Source organism: Saccharomonospora iraqiensis subsp. paurometabolica YIM 90007, assembly GCF_000231035.2.
GTDB lineage: Bacteria > Actinomycetota > Actinomycetes > Mycobacteriales > Pseudonocardiaceae > Saccharomonospora > Saccharomonospora paurometabolica.
The window spans coordinates 13,373-29,989 of record NZ_KI912245.1 but is presented as its reverse complement, the minus strand read 5'-3'; the positions used below and the strand labels follow the sequence as shown (position 1 = coordinate 29,989).

The following is a 16,617-nucleotide window of genomic DNA, read 5'->3' as shown; positions in this document are numbered from 1 at the left end:
CCCGGGGCCCGCGGCATCCGTGGGGTCCGTGAGGTCCGCGGGGTCCCCGCGGGCAGGGGTGTCCGTCCCGTCGTCGGTGTTGCCCCGCACGAGGCGGACGACCAGCCGCCGGAGACCGGCACGGCACCGGCCCACCGTTCCGGTGTAGAGCCCCGGCAGCGAACCGCGGTGCGGGCGACGTGCCCGCGCCCGACGCAGGTCCCGCACCCCACCCGCGATCGCCCGTACGGCCGCCCACTCGGCCCGGGCGCGTTCGCCGTCCCGCAGGAGGGCGAACACCAGCATCCGCACCAGGCACAGCGCGGGAAGCGCGACCAGCCCGAGAAGGAAACCGGATCCGGCCCGGTTCACCAGGACGGTGCGGGTGCCGTGGACACGTTCGAGTCCGGCGGCGGGGCCGCCGCCGGCGTGTGCCGAGCGCTGCCGTGTGGTGACGGCGCGGGCGTGCCGCACGCGGGCACGCGGCACACACAGCACCACGCGACCCGAGGCGTTCGCGCGCCACCCGAAGTCCAGATCCTCCCGCAGCAGCGGGATGCCGGTGTCGAACCCTCCGAGGTCGTCCCACGCCGCCCGCGAGACGAGCGCGCCCGCGCTCGGTACGGCCAGGACCTCGGTGGTCTGTTCCGGGGTGCCGTCACCGAGCGCGCGCGTGTCCACCTGTCTGCGGTGGCCGGAGGCGTCGGTGGACAGACCGGACTCGACCACGAGCCGTGGATCGGACCAGTCCACTGCGAGCGGCCCCAGCATCGCCGCCGACGAGGCGGTGTCGGCCGCCCGCAGCAGCAGATCGAGACAGTCCGGGTCGGGTGCGCTGTCGTCGTGCAGCAGCCACAGCCACGACCCCGGATCACCCCATCGGTCCAGACCGGCCTCGACGGCGGCCGTGACCGCGGCCGCGTAACCGGTGTCGATCGGCAGGGTCAGGACCCCGTCGACGACCCCGTCCTCGGCGGCCCGGGCGAGCAACTCCGGTGTGTCATCGGTGGAACCGGTGTCCACGGCGAGCACGTGCCGGGGGCGGACGGTGCCCTCCGGGAGGGCGGCCAGGACGTCGGGCAGCCAGGGCTGTCCGTTGTGACAGACCAGAACGGCCAGGACCGGGGCGGTGCGCACGGGAGACGACACCGACGCGGAAGTCCGGGGCACGTACCTCTCCCGGGATCGAGGGGGCCAGAGTGACTCTTCACCCTATCGAGTCACCTGGCGCCCTCGTCACACGGTATGTCGATCACACGGCGCGCTTCTTCAGCTTCCGGCGTTCCCGCTCGGAGAGTCCACCCCAGATGCCGAACCGCTCGTCGTGCGCCAGGGCGTACTCGAGACAGTCGTCCTTGACCTCGCAAACCTGGCAGATCCGTTTGGCCTCCCGCGTCGACCCCCCTTTCTCCGGGAAGAAGGCCTCGGGATCGGTCTGCGCGCACAACGCACGCTCCTGCCAATCCTGCTCGCCCGTCATGTCGAGGAGCTCGGCGAGGACACCCAGATCGGGGTCCGGGCCTCCGCCCCACTCCATGACGTGCTCCCCTTCCTTTGCAGTAGTGTCCAACCGCACGTCCGCCTCCTCGCTCTCACGCACTCCCGGGACCGGCGGTACTGGATGCCACCACTGCCCCCCTTTTCAGACAGCGAATGACATCAATGTGATTACACCTGTGGTATGCGGTTGGGTCAAGCGGAGTAGCGAGGATGGGGGACGCTCGCGAGCGGCACATGCAAGCGGACACGCCGACCGAACACACCCGGATTTCACGGCATCCTGGAAGCTCGACACCCCCGGGGAGTTGACACCGCTCCCGGACCGGACCGGGACCCACCCACGGTGACCCTCGCGGTGACCGGACCGACGAACGGAGGGGACACTGACCACCGTGCCACGCTCACTCGTCCGCCCCAGCCTGCTGTTCTACGCCATCCTCGCCGTCACCGTCCTGGGCGGCGTCCTCGCGGCCACCGTCGGGTTGCGGGAGGTGCTGGACCGCACCGTCCTCGGTTCGGCCGGCGTCTTCCTGCTGGTGATCGGCGGCTGGGCGCTGTCGTTGACCCTGCACGAGTTCGGTCACGCGATCGTGGCGTACCGGGGCGGTGACCACGAGGTGGCGGCGAAGGGCTACCTCGCCCTGGACATCCGCCGCTACACCGACCCGGTGTTGTCCCTGGTACTCCCACTGATCATTCTCGCCATCGGCGGGATCCCCCTGCCCGGCGGTGCGGTCTGGATCAACCAGTGGGCGCTGCGGTCCCGGGCGGTCTCGTCCCGGGTCTCCCTGGCCGGGCCGTTGACGAACCTCGCCCTCGGCATCGTGCTCACGCTCACGGTCATCAGCGTCGAGATGCCGGTCGGATTGCTCGCGGGCCTGTCCTACCTCGCGTCGTTGCAGATCCTCGCCTTCGTGATCAACATCCTGCCGGTGCCCGGCCTGGACGGCTACGGCGCCCTCGAGCCCTACCTGCCCCCGCGGGCCCGGGAGTTCGGCCACCAGGCCAGGCCGTGGGCACCGTTGGTGCTGTTGGCGCTGATCCTCGCGGTTCCCACCGCGGGACAGGCGTTGTGGGGCCTGTCCGATCTCGTGTTCGGCGCGGTGGGCGGTGACCCGAACGCCGCGGGCATCGGCCAGTACCTGTTCATGTTCTGGCGGTGACGACCGGGGCACGTCGACACACGGGTGTGGGATGGCGACTCGCGGCCACCGGGCGTCGACTCGCGGGCCTCGGGTGGCGACTCGCGGGCACGGGGTGGCGACTCGCGGGCAGGGGGGTCAACTCGCTGGGGGGCGGGTGGGTTTTCTGGCGAGGGAGTTGCCGAGGGCGACGGCGGCGGGGAGGGCACCCGCGCCCAGCAGGGCCAGCGTGCGCCAGTCGACCAGCAGGACGACGTCCCCGCCCGGGCCGCCCGCCCCGAGCACCAGCAGGGTGAGCAGCCACGCGGCGAGCGGGACGCCGGCCAGTCGCCGGGAGACCAGGGCCGCGGCCCGGGTCACCAGCCACGGCGTGGTCACCACCGCGAGCAGCACGCTGACCAGGAACGGCAGGTCGCCCAGCCGGGGAAGGACGTACCCGTCGAGACGCAGGGGCAGGAAGAACAGCTCCAGCACGGCGAGCAGCACGGCGTCGCCGGCCAGCACCGCCAGGAGGGTCCAGTCCGGGCGGTCACGTGCGCCGGCGCCGCCGGACGCCGGGGTCGACGTCGGCGCCGTCACGGGGTGAGCCCCGCGAACAGGTCGGTACCGACCCCCTCCTCCGGTCCCCGGACGAGGACGAGGAACTCCGTGTCCGGCACGGGTTGGGCCACCCCGTTGGACAGGGCGAAGCAGTCCGGACCGACCGCGATCTGGGTGGCGTGTGCGCGCAACGCGGCGAACTTGGCGGCACGGTGCGGACCGAGGTGGATCCGGGTGGTGATCGCGGCGTCCGGGTACGTGGGGAGTTCGTCCTCGGCGGGCACCCGGAAGTCCAGGCCGTCGCGGCCGTGCGGCAGATCGCTGCGGCCGCGCAGCGCGGCCAGCCCCCGGGCCGTCGCCTCCCGGGACGCGACGGTGTGGAACAGCCGGCGTACCCACGGCGACCGCGCGACCGCCGCCGTGGTGATCTCGTGGGCGCGGATGTGGTCCGGGTGACCGTAGCCGCCCCGGTCGTCGTAGGTGACCACGACCTCGGGGCGGAGCTCGTCGAACACCGCCAGCAGCTGGTCCACCTGCTCGGCCACGCGCCCCTGGACGAACGCCCGGGGGTGTTCGGCCGACGACGTCCCCGCCATGCCGGAGTCCCGCCACCTGCCGATCCCGCCGAGGAACCGGTGTTCGGTCCACCCGAGCGCGGCCCCGGCCGCGGCGAGTTCCCCCGCGCGGTAACCGCCGAGCTGGTCACCCGCCCAGGCCCCGAGCTGGTCCAGCCCGGCGGGGATGATCTCGCCCTCCTCGCCCAGCGTGCAGGTCACCACCGACACGTGGGCGCCCTCGGCGGCGTACCGGGCGATCGTCCCGCCCGTCGTGATGCTCTCGTCGTCGGGGTGCGCGTGGACGAACAGCACCCGGTGTGCAGCGGCAGCGGTCACGCCTTCAGCGTAACGACGCACGCGGAGCGCGACCGACCCGCGACCCGGAGGTCACCGATTGGATTCAGTTCTTTCGTGGTGTCCACATATCGGGACGGCTCCGTTATCCTCCCTTGAAGTTATGGCAAAGGACACGTCAGGGTGAGAGGCACTCGTGCGGGACCGTCTGATGATCGCGCTCAGTCGCGGGCTATGCTCCCGTATCACTCGTACGGAGGACATCGCGAGGTATCACCGTTGCATCACGATTGCTCTCCGGAGCGACTAACGCGGCGTAACAGTGCCTAGCGTGCGGCCCCACGGCGAGCGTCCGGTCACATCGACGGCTCACCGCGAAGGAAGAGATCGCCTCTGACCCCCTGATGGCGTCCAGCAAGGAGATTCAATGTTGAGAAGCAAGTCACGCGTGGCGCGCTACGCCGCGCTCGTCGCCGGGGCCTCCCTGGTGCTGGCCTCGTGCGGTGGTGGCGGCAACGGCGACGGCGGAGAGGGCACGACCGGCCAGGCCTTCGCCGACTGCGACGCCAACCCGAACACCTGCAACGAGGTCTCGCGGGACCAGATGCAGGACGGTGGCGAAGTCACGTTCGCCATGGAGAAGAACATCGAGAACTGGAACGTCACCTCCGCCGAGGGCAACGTTCTCGACTCCGCGATGGCGATCAAGGAGACCCTGCCCTACACCTTCTACACCGAGCCCGACCTCTCCGTGGCGCTCAACGAGGACCTGCTGGAGAGCGCCGAGATGACCAGCGAGGACCCGCAGGTCATCGAGTACAAGATCCAGCAGGACGCCCAGTGGAGCGACGGCACGCCGATCACCGCCGAGGACTTCATCTACAACTGGAAGGTCCAGAACGGCGAGGACTGCACCGAGTGCTCCCCCGCGGGGACCATGGGCTACGACCGCGTCGAGTCGATCGAGGGCTCGGACAACGGCAAGACCGTGACGGTCACCTTCGCGGAGAAGTTCACCGACTGGAAGCAGATGTGGGCCGCGGGTGCTCCGATGTACCCCGCGCACATCGCCGCCGAGCAGGGTGACCTGGAGACCCCCGAGGGGCTGGCCAAGGCCTTCGAATGGTTCGGCAAGAACGTGCCGAACTACTCCGGTGCGGCCTACAAGATCGGCGATTGGCAGAACAACCAGGCGCTCACCCTCGTACCCAACGAGAAGTACTGGGGTGACAAGCCCAAGCTCGACCGCGTGGTGTTCCGCGTCATCACCGATGCCGCGCAGGAGCCGACGGCCCTGCAGAACGGCGAGGTGGACGTCATCTACCCGCAGCCGCAGGTGGACCTGGTCAACCAGGTTCGCAACATCCCGAACGTGTCCTCCCACATCGGCAGTGGTCTGACCTGGGAGCACTTCGACTTCAACCTGGACAACGAGTTCCTCTCGGACAAGCCGCTGCGGCAGGCGCTGTTCACCGCCGTGGACCGGCAGGCTCTGATCGACAAGACGGTCGGCCAGTTCACCGACAGCGTCGAGCCGCTCAACAGCCACAACTTCGTGCCGGACCAGGACGGCTACCAGGACGTGGTCTCCGAGACCGGCCAGGGCTCGGGCGACATCGAAGCGGCAAAGAAGATCCTCACCGACGCCGGCTACACCCTGGAGGGTGACCAGCTCAAGACGCCGGAGGGGGAGACCGTCGCGCCGATGCGGATCGGCTACACGGCGGGCAACCAGATCCGCAAGGACCAGTCCGAACTGTTCGCCAACGCCGCGAAGCAGCTCGGGGTCACGGTCAACGTCAATCCGACCGACGACCTCGGTGGCACCCTGGTCGAGGGTGACTACGACATCATGGTCTTCGCCTGGGTCAGCTCGCCGTTCCCGTACGGCGGTGGGCTGCAGCTGTGGCACTCGGAGTCGGACAGCAACTACGGCGGCTACAAGAACGAGAAGGTCGACCAGCTGCTCACCGAAGCCGCTGCGGAGACCGACGTGCAGGCCGCGAACGAGAAGCTGAACGAGGCGAACGCGCTCATGGCCGAGGACGCCTACGTGCTGCCGCTGTACCAGAAGCCGACCTTCCTGGCGGCCTACGACAACATCGGCAACATCCGCGGCAACTCGACCCTGGACAGCCCCACCTACAACCTCGAGGACTGGGGCCTGCGGGCCGAATGACGCACGGACGCCGCACCGTGTGAACACCCAGGGGCTACCGCCGGACACGCTCCGGCGGTAGCCCCGCCCGATTGATCACCTTTCACGGACGTACGCTGCACCAACGGCGATTCCGCCACAAGCGGCGACGCCGCACGACGACCCGGACACAGCAGGGAAAACCTCCATGCTCGCCTACGCACTGCGCCGGTTACTGATATCGGTGCCGATCCTTCTCGCCTCGACGTTCGTCGTCTTCGTGATGTCGGCGCTGTCGGCCAACCCGCTCTCGGACCTCCAGGCCCGGAACCCCCCTCCCCCGCCCCACGTCATCGAACTCGAACGCCAGCGGCTGAACCTGGACGTACCGCTGCTGGAGCGCTACTGGAACTGGCTCGTCGGGCTCTTCCAGGGTGACTTCGGACCTTCCGTCCACTCGACGATGGACATCGGCAGCGAGGTGATCGACCGGTTCGGGGTCACCTTCCGCCTCATCTTCCTCGCGATGTTCGTCGCCCTGATCCTCGCGATCCTCGTCGGTGTCGTCAGCGCGGTGAAGCAGTACAGCAAGCTCGACTACTCCGCCACGTTCTTCGGCTTCCTCTTCCTGGCGATGCCCTCCTTCTGGTTCGCCATCCTGCTCAAGGAAGCGGGCATCAGCCTCAACAGGTCGGTCGGCGACCAGGTGCTCTACACCATCGGCGACTCCTCGGTGCACGTCGCGGGCGGACAGTGGGACCAGTTCCTGGACGTCCTCGGCCACATGGTCCTGCCGACGATCTCGCTCGCGCTGTTGTCCTTCGCCGCGTGGAGCCGCTTCCAGCGCGCGTCCATGCTGGAGGTCCTCAACAGCGACTACGTCCGCCTGGCACGCGCCAAGGGGCTGCGCCGCGGCACCGTGATGCGCAAGCACGCCCTGCGGACCGCGCTGATCCCGCTGACCACGGTGACCGCGCTCGACCTCGGCACGATCCTGTCCGGAGCCGTGGTCACCGAGAACGTCTACCAGTGGCGGGGCGCGGGCAGCTTCCTGCTGGACTCCATCAAGGTCGGCGACGTCTACGCCATCCAGGCGTGGCTGCTGATCTCGGCGGCCTTCATCATCCTGTTCAACCTCATCGCCGACCTGCTCTACGGCGTACTCGACCCGAGGATCCGTTATGCCTGACACGACCGGGAGCGGCGCCGAGACCACCGTGTCGGCGTCCGACGACACCCGCACCGCGTCGACGGGAACGAAGACCTCGTCCCCGACCGAACGCGAGTTCACCGTCGCGCAGCGCAGCCAGGCACAGATGGTGCTCAAGCGGTTCTTCCAGCACCGGCTCGCGGTGGTGAGCCTGATCGTGCTGGTGGCCGTGCTGCTGCTCGCCTTCGTCGGCGGCTGGCTGTGGACCTACGACGTCGGCGACATCACCGGGGACGAGTCGCAGCCGCCGTCCTGGGAGCACCCGTTCGGTACGGACGCGGTGGGCCACGACAGTTTCGCCCAGGTGCTGCGCGGCACGCAGGTCTCCGTCGGGGTGGCCGTACTGGTGGCGGTGTTCTCCACCATCATCGGCACCATCTGGGGCGCCGTCGCGGGCTATTACCGCGGCTGGTTGGACACGGTGCTGATGCGCATCGCCGATCTGGTGCTCACCCTGCCGCTGCTGGCGGTGGCCGCGGTGCTCGGTGAGGTCGCCGGCGGCAGTTGGTGGCTGATCGCCGTGGTCATCGCCGGCCTCTACTGGGCCTACGTCTCCCGGGTCGCCCGCGGGGTTGTGCTGTCGCTGCGGGAGAAGGAGTTCATCGAGGCGTCCAAGGCGCTCGGGGCCGGGGACCTGCGGATCATCTTCAAGCACCTGGTGCCCAACGCACTCGGTTCGGTGATCGTGAACGCGACGATCCTGGTGGCGATCGCGATCCTGATCGAGACGTCGCTGTCCTACCTCGGCTTCGGCGTCCGTGCCCCGGACACCTCGCTCGGCCTGCTCGTCAGCGACAACCAGACGGCCGTGTCCACCCGACCCTGGCTGTTCTACTTCCCGGGCCTGTTCATCATCGTCATCGCCCTGACGATCAACTTCATCGGGGACGGACTCCGCGACGCGTTCGACCCCCAGCAGACCAAGGTGCGCGCATGACAACTACCGACACCACTGCGACGACGGCCGATCCCGTCCTCGAGGTGGCGGACCTGACCGTCCAGTTCCCCTCCGAGGAGGGGCTGGTCCAGGCCGTCCGCGGTGTGAACTACGAGCTCCGCCGCGGCGAGGTCCTCGGCATCGTCGGCGAGTCCGGCTCCGGCAAGTCGGTGACCTCGCTCGCCGTGATGGGCCTGCTCGCCGCCAACGCCCGCGTCTCCGGCTCGGTCCGCTTCGGCGACACCGAGCTGCTGGGCGCCGACGACAAGAAGCTGTCCAAGGTCCGCGGCAAGAACATCGCCATGGTGTTCCAGGACCCGATGACCTCGCTCAATCCCGTCTACACCATCGGTGACCAGATCGCGGAGACGATCCTGGCGCACAACGACATCAGCAAGGACGCGGCCCGTGAGCGCGCTGTCGAACTGCTGGAGCTGGTGCGCATCCCGAACCCGCGGCAGCGGGTCAAGGCCTACCCGCACGAACTCTCCGGCGGGATGCGGCAGCGGGTGGTGATCGCGATCGCGATGGCCAACGAGCCGGACGTGATCATCGCCGACGAACCCACCACGGCCCTGGACGTCACCGTGCAGGCGCAGATCCTGGAGGCGCTCCGGACAGCGCAGCAGGAGACGGGCGCGGCGATGGTGCTGATCACCCACGACCTGGGCGTGATCGCCGGCCAGGCCGACCGGGTGCTGGTGATGTACGCGGGGAAGGTCGTCGAGTCGGGCACCGCCGACCAGGTCTTCTACACCCCGCGCATGCCCTACACGCTCGGCCTGCTGGGTAGCCTGCCGCGGCTGGACGTCAAGGCGGACCGGCTCAACCCGATCTCCGGGTCGCCCCCGTCGGTGGTCAACATGCCGCCCGGGTGCCCGTTCAGCCCCCGGTGCCCGCTGGCCGAGGACGTCTGCGAGGCCGAGGAGCCGGCACTCGAGCCGGGGTCCGACCCCGCGCACGAGGCCGCGTGCCACTTCGCCCACCGGGTCGAGGGCCACGAGCCCGCCGACTTCTTCCGCCCGAGAACCGAGGACCCCCTGCCTGCCGGCACGAACGAAGGCGAGGCAACGACATGACCGAGGCATCGACCGCCCCGACACCCACGGAGTCCGACGGGCAGCCGGTGCTGTCCGCGCGCAACGTCGTCAAACACTTCCCCGTGCACAGCGGGGGCATCCTGCGGCGCAAGGTCGGCGACGTGCACGCGGTCTGCGACGTCTCGTTCGACATCTATCCGAACGAGACGCTCGGACTCGTCGGCGAGTCCGGCTGCGGCAAGTCCACCACCGCGCGGGTGGTGCTGAACCTGCAACCCGCCACCGGGGGCGAGGTGCTGTTCCAGGGTGCGGACCTGAACAGCCTCTCCGCCAAGGAGATGCGCACCCTGCGGCGCAGTCTGCAGATCGTGTTCCAGGACCCGTACGCCTCGCTGGACCCGCGGCTGCCGGTCAACGAGATCATCGCCGAGCCGCTGCGCATCCACGGCCTCTACGGGTCCGACGGACCCGAGCGGGTGCGGGAGCTGTTGAACACGGTGGGGCTGCGGCCGGAACACGGGAACCGGTTCCCGCACGAGTTCTCCGGCGGGCAGCGGCAGCGCATCGGCATCGCCCGCGCGCTGGCCCTGGAGCCGAAGGTGCTCGTGCTCGACGAGCCGGTGTCGGCGCTGGACGTGTCCATCCAGGCCGGGGTGCTGAACCTGCTGCAGGATCTGCAGTCCCGGTTGGACCTGTCGTACCTGTTCGTCTCGCACGACCTGTCGGTGGTGCGGCACATCGCCGACCGGATCGCGGTGATGTACCTCGGCAAGATCGTCGAGACGGCGCCCGCCGAGGAGCTGTTCCAGCGGCCGACGCACCCGTACACCCAGGCGCTGATCTCGGCGATCCCGGTGCCGGACCCGCGCAAGGAGCGCACGCGCGAGCGCATCGTCATCACCGGTGACGTGCCCAACCCGTCGGACCCGCCGAGCGGGTGCCGGTTCCGCACGCGCTGCCCGAAGTTCGCGAACCAGCTCACCGAGGGCCAGCGCACCCTGTGCGTCGAGCAGGAGCCGGAACTCGTCGACCGCGGCCACGGCCACCCCTCGGCCTGCCACTACGCCGAGGAGGCCCAGCTCCTCTGACCCCGCGCTCCGGCGTGTGCCGTGAAGGCCCCCTTCCCTGCATGGAACGCAGGGAAGGGGGCCTTCACGGCGTCTGACGCAGGGAAGGGGTCCTTCACGGCAACACCCGGGGAAGCCCGGTGGTCAGCGGGGGGCGCGGGTCCAGTTGACGGCGGAGGGGAAGGGGCCCTTGAGGGGTGGGCCCGGGGTGACGCCGGAGACGCCCGAGCCGAGGGCCAGGGTGTCGGCGAGCTGGAACAGCGGGATCGAGACCGTGCTCTCCCAGAGTTCCGGTTCCACCGACGACAGGGTCTCCGCGATCGGGGTCTCGCCGGACAGGGCCGCCTCGATCTCCGGCTGGAGGTCCGGGTCGCAGAAGCCGGCCGGGTTGGCGGGGGTGGTCGTGGCGGGTTCGCCGTCCCGGCGCCCCTCCTCGCCCGTGCCGTCACCGTCGGCTTCACCCCCGTCGGGGGTGTCACCGGAGTTCGTGTCCTTGCCGTCGGTGTTTCCGTCGCGGTCGGCACCGGTGGAGGTCTCCGGGGTGGTCGTGGCGGACCCGTCCGTGCTCTCCCCTGTGCCGTCCCCGCTGCCGTCGCTGCTGCCGCTGTCGTCCGTGGCGTCCGCGTCCGCAGTGGACGCCGAGGGGCAGCCGAACGTGGAGGCCAGGGTGGAGGCGGGGTCCGTGCCGACCGCGCGCGGCACCACGGCGATGTCGATGCCGACCTGGCCACCCGTGGGGGTGGGCCTGCCGTCCGCGCCGGTACGCACGGGGGCGGCCAGGTCCTGCGTGAACAGCTCCCGCGGGGGCGGGTTCACCGTGGTGACCTCGATCCCCTGGGCGACCAGCTGCCTACTCAGCTCCTCCGCGATGCCCGCGTACGGTTCCTTCCGGCCCGGTGCGGCCAGCACCAGCGACAACGCCCGGCCGTCGCGCACCCAGCTGCCCGCCTCGCGCTCGTAGCCCGCCTCGGCCAGCAGCTCCCGTGCGCGCTCGGGATCCGCGGCGCCCACCGCACCCGACCCGGGCAGGGTCTTCGCGTAGTCCTCGTCCGAGGGCGGGAGCACCTGCGCCCCCGCCCGGAGCTCCGCCGACGCACCGCCGTCGGTCCCGGCCTCGATCAGGGCGTCCCGGTCGAGCAGCGCCGCGACGGCCTTGCGTACGTCGTCGTCGGCCAGCTCCGGCCCGAGCGGACGGAGCAACACCTCGGCCAGTCGCGGCCGGGCGACGGTGTCCAGCGTGACGTCCTCGCCGAGATCGGCCAACAGCCCGCGGGTGTCGGCGCCCGCGTCGGTGAGCACGAACTGGTCGTGTCCCGTGCGCAGCGCACCGATCATGTCCTGGGCCTCGGAACGGTGCAGGACGAGGCGGTCGACCGCGGCCGGTTTCTCCCAGTACCGCTCGTTGCGCTCCAGCACGATCTCCCCGCGGGCCGCGTCGATCGTCTTGATCGCGAACGGCCCGCCGGAGGCGGGGAAGCTGTCCGCGAGCGCGCCGCGCCAACCGCCGGGCGCGTCCTTGAGCAGGTGGGCGGGCAGCAGGTCGTCGAACAGGGTCTTCCACCCGGGGTAGGGCTCGTCGAAGACGACCTCGACCCGTTTGCCGCCGTCGCCGGGGCGGATGTCCGAGATCAACCGGTACCCGGCGGGGTCGACCACACCCGGCTGGTTCTTCATCGCCTCGGTGAGGTAGACGAAGTCCTCCACCGCGATCGGGGCGCCGTCGGACCACGACGCCTCCGGCCGGATCCGGTAGGTGACCGTGAACGGGTCCTCCGCCGTGACCTTCGCGGAGGTCATCAGGTCCGTGTCGAGTTGCCGGTCACCGTCCTCGTCCGTGCGGAACACCGACGGCAACAGCAGTTCGGACAACGCCGAGGTCACGGTGGACACGTCGGCCAGCTGGTGCGGGTTGTACCCGCCGACCACCCGGTCGAGCCCCACCACGATCCGCGAGTCGGCGCCGGGTTCCGGAGCGGAGGTCTGCGCCACCGGGCTGCTCACCACCGGCGGTGGCGGGGTGTTCGAGCACGCGGTGAGCACGACGGCCAGCCCGGCCGCGAGCGCGGCCCACCGACCTCCGGCCCGCACACCCTTCGCTCGCACGTCGTCGCCCCTCCCTGTTCGTCGACATCTGTCACGGCCCACCGTGCAGTCCCGTGCGGTCCGTGTCCCTCCGGGCACTCCGCGCCGCGGCGTTCCGGCGACCCGGCGCACGGCACCGTCGAGCCCGGCCCCCAGCCGGGCTCGACGCACGGACCGTCCGGCGGTGGTCCCAGTGTCTCAGGAGCGGGTGAGCCGCCTGTCAGGCGTTCCGGTCGCGGCTCTTCGCGCGGGAGCGTTCCTTGGCCCGCTGGCTGACGTCGAGCACGTTCTTGCGCACCCGGACGACCTTCGGCGCCACCTCGACGCACTCGTCGGTGGAGCAGAACTCCAGCGCCTCCTCCAGGTTCAGCACCTTCGGCCGGGCCAGCCGCTCCAGCTCGTCGGCGGTGGAGGAGCGCATGTTGGTCAGCTTCTTCTCCTTGGTGATGTTGACGTCGAGGTCCTCGGCGCGCGGGCTCTCCCCCACGACCATGCCCTCGTACACCTCGGAGCCCGGTTCGACGAAGAAGGTGCCCCGGTCGGCAAGCTGGAGCAGCGCGTAGGTGGTGACCGCGCCGGAGCGGTCGGCGACCAGCGACCCGCTGTTGCGCATCCGGATCTCGCCCGCCCACGGGAAATAGCCCTCGAAGATGTGGTTCGCGATGCCCGCACCCCGGGTCTCGGTGAGGAAGTCGGTGCGGAAGCCGATCAGGCCACGGGCGGGCAGCACGTACTCCAGCTTGATCCGCCCGGTCCCGTGCCCGTCCATCTGCTCCATCCGGCCCTTCCGGGCGGCCAGCAGCTGGGTGACGGCACCGAGGTTCTCCTCCGGCACGTCGAGGTAGAGCCGTTCGAACGGCTCGTGCAGCGTCCCGTCGATGGTGCGGGTGACCACCTGCGGCTTGCCGACGGTCAGTTCGAAGCCCTCCCGGCGCATGGTCTCCACCAGCACCGCCAGCGCGAGCTCGCCGCGGCCCTGCACCTCCCAGACGTCCGGCCGTTCGGTGGGCACGACGCGGACGCTGACGTTGCCGATCAGCTCGGCGTCCAGCCTGCCCTTGAGCAGGCGCGCGGTGATCTTGTCCCCGCCGCCGCGGCCCGCCAGCGGCGACGTGTTCACGCCGAAGGTCATGGAGATGGCCGGCTCGTCCACGGTGATCCGCGGCAGCGCCTCGGGGTCCTCCGGGTCGGCGAGGGTGTCCCCGATGGTGATGTCCGGGATACCCGCGATGGCCACCAGGTCCCCCGCGGCGGCCTCCTGCGCGGGAACGCGCGTGAGTGCCTCGGTGACCAGCAGTTCGGAGACCCGCACGGACTCCACCGAGCCGTCCTCCCGCAGCCACGCCACCGTCTGCCCCTTGCGCAGCCGCCCGGAGTGGATGCGCAACAGCGCGATCCGGCCGAGGTAGCTGGAAGCGTCCAGGTTGGTGACCAGTGCGCGCAACGGCCCGTCCGGGTCGGCGGTGGGGCCGGGGACGGTCTCGAACAGGGTGTCGAACAGCGGGTCGAGGTTGGGCGAGTCGGGCACGGCGCCGTCCTCCGGCTGCTGCAGGCTCGCCTTCCCGTCGCGCGCGGCGGCGTAGACGACCGGCATGGACAGCACGGCCTCCATGGCCTCGTCGTCCATGCCCTCGATCTCCCCGGCCAGTTCCAGCAGCAGGTCGTGGGTGTGCTCGACGACCTCGGCGATCCGGGCGTCCGGACGGTCGACCTTGTTGACCACGAGGACCACCGGCAGTTTCGCCTCCAGCGCCTTGCGCAGGACGAACCGGGTCTGCGGCAGCGGCCCCTCGCTGGAGTCGACGAGCAGCACGACGCCGTCGACCATCGCCAGGCCGCGCTCGACCTCCCCGCCGAAGTCGGCGTGCCCGGGGGTGTCGATGACGTTGATCGTCACCGGGCCGTCGGAGGTCATGCGGCGGATCGCGGTGTTCTTCGCGAGGATCGTGATGCCCTTCTCGCGCTCCAGGTCACCGGAGTCCATGACCCGGTCCACCGGGTCACCGTGCTCGGTGAAGGCGCCGGACTGCTGCAGCATCGCGTCCACCAGGGTCGTCTTGCCGTGGTCGACGTGGGCGACGATCGCGAGGTTGCGCAGGTCGGTGCGGACTTTTCGGGCAGCGGCTGTGGGCACGCGAAGGCTCCCTGGGTGGGTGCAGAAAGAATCGGGCGGCCGACGGACCGGACGACGTCCCGGCGCGGCCACCCTCCAGCATAACCGCGGCGCGACCGTGAGCCGGGGCACCCTCGCGCCGGCGGCTCGGGACGCCCCGCCGCCGGCGCGCCGCTCAGTGCGACACGGCCTCGTTGACCTCGCGCAGTTCCGGGCCGGTGCGGGTGGCCGAGAACTCGATGATCTCGTGGTGGACGAGGTCGTTCAGCACGAGGGGATCGGTCGCCACCGTCGCCTCCAGTTTGCCCAACGACACCGGCCGGGCGATCAGCACCTCCCCCTCGTGCCCCGGTCGCCGTCCCGACGCCAGCAGCAGCCCGTGCTCGTACTGCCGGGAAAGCCAGTCCGTGTGCTCGGGCAACCGATAGTCGATCTCGGTCTGGGGCGCCGTGTAGCTCAACAGAACGACGTACATGCCTCCACGGTAGGGCGCTTCCGCCCGTCGCACAGTGCGTGCGCCGCGGCGCGGGGCCGCCCGGCGGCGGGTGCGGTCACGCGGCCGCCAGCAGTGCCGACAGGGCCGGCACCAGCACCCGGTCGGCATCCAGCCAGTCGACGTCGGCCAGCTCGCCCGCGGTCAGCCACCGCAGCGCACGGTGTTCCCGCGGCCGGGGCCGCGGGTGGCCCGCGCGCGGCACCGCGGCGAAGATCCGCAGCACCGCACCGCCGGGCAGGGGCACGTCCTCGCCCACCCGGTCACCGACGACGACGTCCAGGTCCAGCTCCTCGACGCACTCCCGGCGCACCGCGTCCGGCTCCGACTCCCCGTGCTCGACCCGGCCGCCGGGCAGCTCCCACCGGCCGGCCACCTCGGCGGGATAGGACCGCTGCTGGGCGAGCAGCCGTCCGCCGACCACCACGGCGGCCCCGACGACCACCCGCCGGGACCCGGGTCGGGGTGCCGGGTCCGGCGTGGGGGTCGCACCGTCGAACGGGTGTACAGGGCCGGACGGATGGGCAGCACCGGCCGGGTGGGCACCGTCGGCCGGGTGGGCACCGTCGGACGGGTGGGCGGGGTCGGTACGGGAGGACGTCACGGTCCGGCAATCTACCCGTGCCGTCGCCAGGACACCTGGAACCGGGCGCCGCCGTCCGGCGAGTCACCCACCGAGACCCGGCCGCCGCGTCGGTGGACCACCTCGGCGACCATCGCCAGTCCGAGTCCGGTCCCGCCGGAGGCACGGGACCGGTCGCCGGAGACGCGGTAGAACCGGTCGAACACCCGCGCCCGGTGCTCCGGCGGGACTCCGGGACCGTCGTCGTCGACCACCACCCGCACGTACGCCCGCGAGGTCAGCACCGAGACCACCACCTGCGACGCGGCGTGCGCGCGGGCGTTGCGGAGCAGGTTGTCGAGCACCAGGTCCGTCTCGGCGGGGTGCCCGGAGGCCCACGCCGACGGCACCGCCGGGGCCGCCCGGACCGACGGGCCGTCGGCGGGCACCCTGGCGACGGCCTCGCGGACCTGCGTCACCAGGTCGACGGGCTCGGCGGGCGGGAGTTCCCCCGCGTCGGACCGGGCGAGCGCGAGCAGGCTGTCCAGCAGTGTCGTCAGCCGTTCCGCCTCGGCGAGCACATCCTCCAGCGTCTCCCGCGCCACCTCCGCGTCCGTCCCGGCCTGCGCCCCCGCCTCCTCGCCGGTGTCCGGCCCGGGGTGCGACGCGGCCAGGGCCACTTCCGCCTCCATCCGGATCGCGGCGACCGGGGACCGCAGTTCGTGGGCCGCGTCCCCGGTGAACCGGCGCAGCCGCTCGGCCGCGGCCTCCCGGTCGGCGAGCAGGACGTTCACCTCGGCGGCCAGGGCCCGGAGCTCGTCGTCCGCGCGTGGGAGGGCCAGTCGACGCCCCGGGGGGAGCCTGCTCAGTTCGCCCCGCATCCGGTCCACCGGGGCCAGTGCCGCGCGCACGGCCAGCCAGGTCGCCCCCGTCGCCACGAGCGCGCCCGGCACGGCGAGCAGCA

At 71.0% G+C, this 16,617-nt stretch carries 15 protein-coding genes; 6 read left to right on the top strand and 9 right to left on the bottom strand.

Going from position 1 to position 16,617, the window contains the following annotated elements; genetic code table 11:
• Both SACPADRAFT_RS0214065 and SACPADRAFT_RS0214060 read right to left on the bottom strand, forming a co-directional pair.
• Nucleotides 1-1,149, bottom strand: a 1,149-nt coding sequence (locus SACPADRAFT_RS0214065) for a glycosyltransferase family 2 protein (RefSeq protein WP_007024357.1), incomplete at its 3' end; no start/stop codon positions are given.
• 82 nt (nt 1,150-1,231) lie between these two features.
• Nucleotides 1,232-1,516 (bottom strand): WhiB family transcriptional regulator, encoded by a 285-nt coding sequence (locus SACPADRAFT_RS0214060; RefSeq protein WP_019806480.1) that lies wholly within the window; start codon nt 1,514-1,516, stop codon nt 1,232-1,234.
• Nucleotides 1,517-1,871: 355 nt separating this feature from the next.
• Between SACPADRAFT_RS0214060 and SACPADRAFT_RS0214055 the strand changes: the two genes are divergently transcribed.
• A complete protein-coding gene (locus SACPADRAFT_RS0214055) occupies nt 1,872-2,642 on the top strand; it encodes a site-2 protease family protein (RefSeq protein ID WP_007024355.1) in 771 nt (256 codons plus the stop codon).
• A 117-nt stretch (nt 2,643-2,759) separates the two neighbouring features.
• On the opposite strand, the gene SACPADRAFT_RS0214050 is transcribed toward SACPADRAFT_RS0214055, so the two are convergent.
• The gene (locus SACPADRAFT_RS0214050) at nt 2,760-3,125 is read right to left on the bottom strand and encodes a hypothetical protein (protein ID WP_233357187.1); all 366 of its coding nucleotides are present in this window, start codon (nt 3,123-3,125) and stop codon (nt 2,760-2,762) included.
• A 71-nt stretch (nt 3,126-3,196) separates the two neighbouring features.
• Entirely contained in the window at nt 3,197-4,030 is an 834-nt protein-coding gene (mshB, locus tag SACPADRAFT_RS0214045) for an N-acetyl-1-D-myo-inositol-2-amino-2-deoxy-alpha-D-glucopyranoside deacetylase (protein WP_007024353.1), read from the bottom strand.
• A 409-nt stretch (nt 4,031-4,439) separates the two neighbouring features.
• Between mshB and SACPADRAFT_RS0214040 the strand changes: the two genes are divergently transcribed.
• From SACPADRAFT_RS0214040 to SACPADRAFT_RS0214020, 5 genes are all read left to right on the top strand, one after another.
• Entirely contained in the window at nt 4,440-6,191 is a 1,752-nt protein-coding gene (locus SACPADRAFT_RS0214040) for an ABC transporter family substrate-binding protein (protein ID WP_007024352.1), read from the top strand.
• Nucleotides 6,192-6,357: 166 nt separating this feature from the next.
• Nucleotides 6,358-7,338, top strand: coding sequence for an ABC transporter permease (locus SACPADRAFT_RS0214035; RefSeq protein WP_007024351.1), 981 nt, complete (start codon nt 6,358-6,360; stop codon nt 7,336-7,338).
• A complete protein-coding gene (locus SACPADRAFT_RS0214030; RefSeq protein WP_007024350.1) occupies nt 7,331-8,296 on the top strand; it encodes an ABC transporter permease in 966 nt (321 codons plus the stop codon). The genes SACPADRAFT_RS0214035 and SACPADRAFT_RS0214030 overlap by 8 nt, the downstream gene beginning before the upstream one ends.
• On the top strand, nt 8,293-9,375 hold the full coding sequence (locus SACPADRAFT_RS0214025) for an ABC transporter ATP-binding protein (protein WP_007024349.1): 1,083 nt from the start codon (nt 8,293-8,295) through the stop codon (nt 9,373-9,375). The genes SACPADRAFT_RS0214030 and SACPADRAFT_RS0214025 overlap by 4 nt, the downstream gene beginning before the upstream one ends.
• A complete protein-coding gene (locus tag SACPADRAFT_RS0214020) occupies nt 9,372-10,424 on the top strand; it encodes an ABC transporter ATP-binding protein (RefSeq protein WP_007024348.1) in 1,053 nt (350 codons plus the stop codon). Before SACPADRAFT_RS0214025 ends, SACPADRAFT_RS0214020 begins: the two co-directional genes overlap by 4 nt.
• Nucleotides 10,425-10,547: 123 nt before the next feature.
• Here the strand turns inward: SACPADRAFT_RS0214020 and SACPADRAFT_RS0214015 are convergent, their stop codons facing one another.
• The 5 genes from SACPADRAFT_RS0214015 to SACPADRAFT_RS27740 all read right to left on the bottom strand — a co-directional run.
• Nucleotides 10,548-12,506, bottom strand: coding sequence for an ABC transporter family substrate-binding protein (locus SACPADRAFT_RS0214015; RefSeq protein ID WP_007024347.1), 1,959 nt, complete (start codon nt 12,504-12,506; stop codon nt 10,548-10,550).
• Nucleotides 12,507-12,705: 199 nt separating this feature from the next.
• On the bottom strand, nt 12,706-14,619 hold the full coding sequence (gene typA, locus SACPADRAFT_RS0214010; RefSeq protein WP_007024346.1) for a translational GTPase TypA: 1,914 nt from the start codon (nt 14,617-14,619) through the stop codon (nt 12,706-12,708).
• Between the two features lie 154 nt (nt 14,620-14,773).
• A complete protein-coding gene (locus SACPADRAFT_RS0214005; protein WP_007024345.1) occupies nt 14,774-15,073 on the bottom strand; it encodes a YciI family protein in 300 nt (99 codons plus the stop codon).
• Between the two features lie 76 nt (nt 15,074-15,149).
• Nucleotides 15,150-15,536, bottom strand: a complete 387-nt coding sequence (locus SACPADRAFT_RS0214000; RefSeq protein WP_007024344.1) for an NUDIX domain-containing protein — start codon at nt 15,534-15,536, stop codon at nt 15,150-15,152.
• Nucleotides 15,537-15,706: 170 nt separating this feature from the next.
• The coding region (locus SACPADRAFT_RS27740; RefSeq protein WP_040924371.1) for a sensor histidine kinase at nt 15,707-16,617 on the bottom strand (911 nt) is incomplete at its 5' end.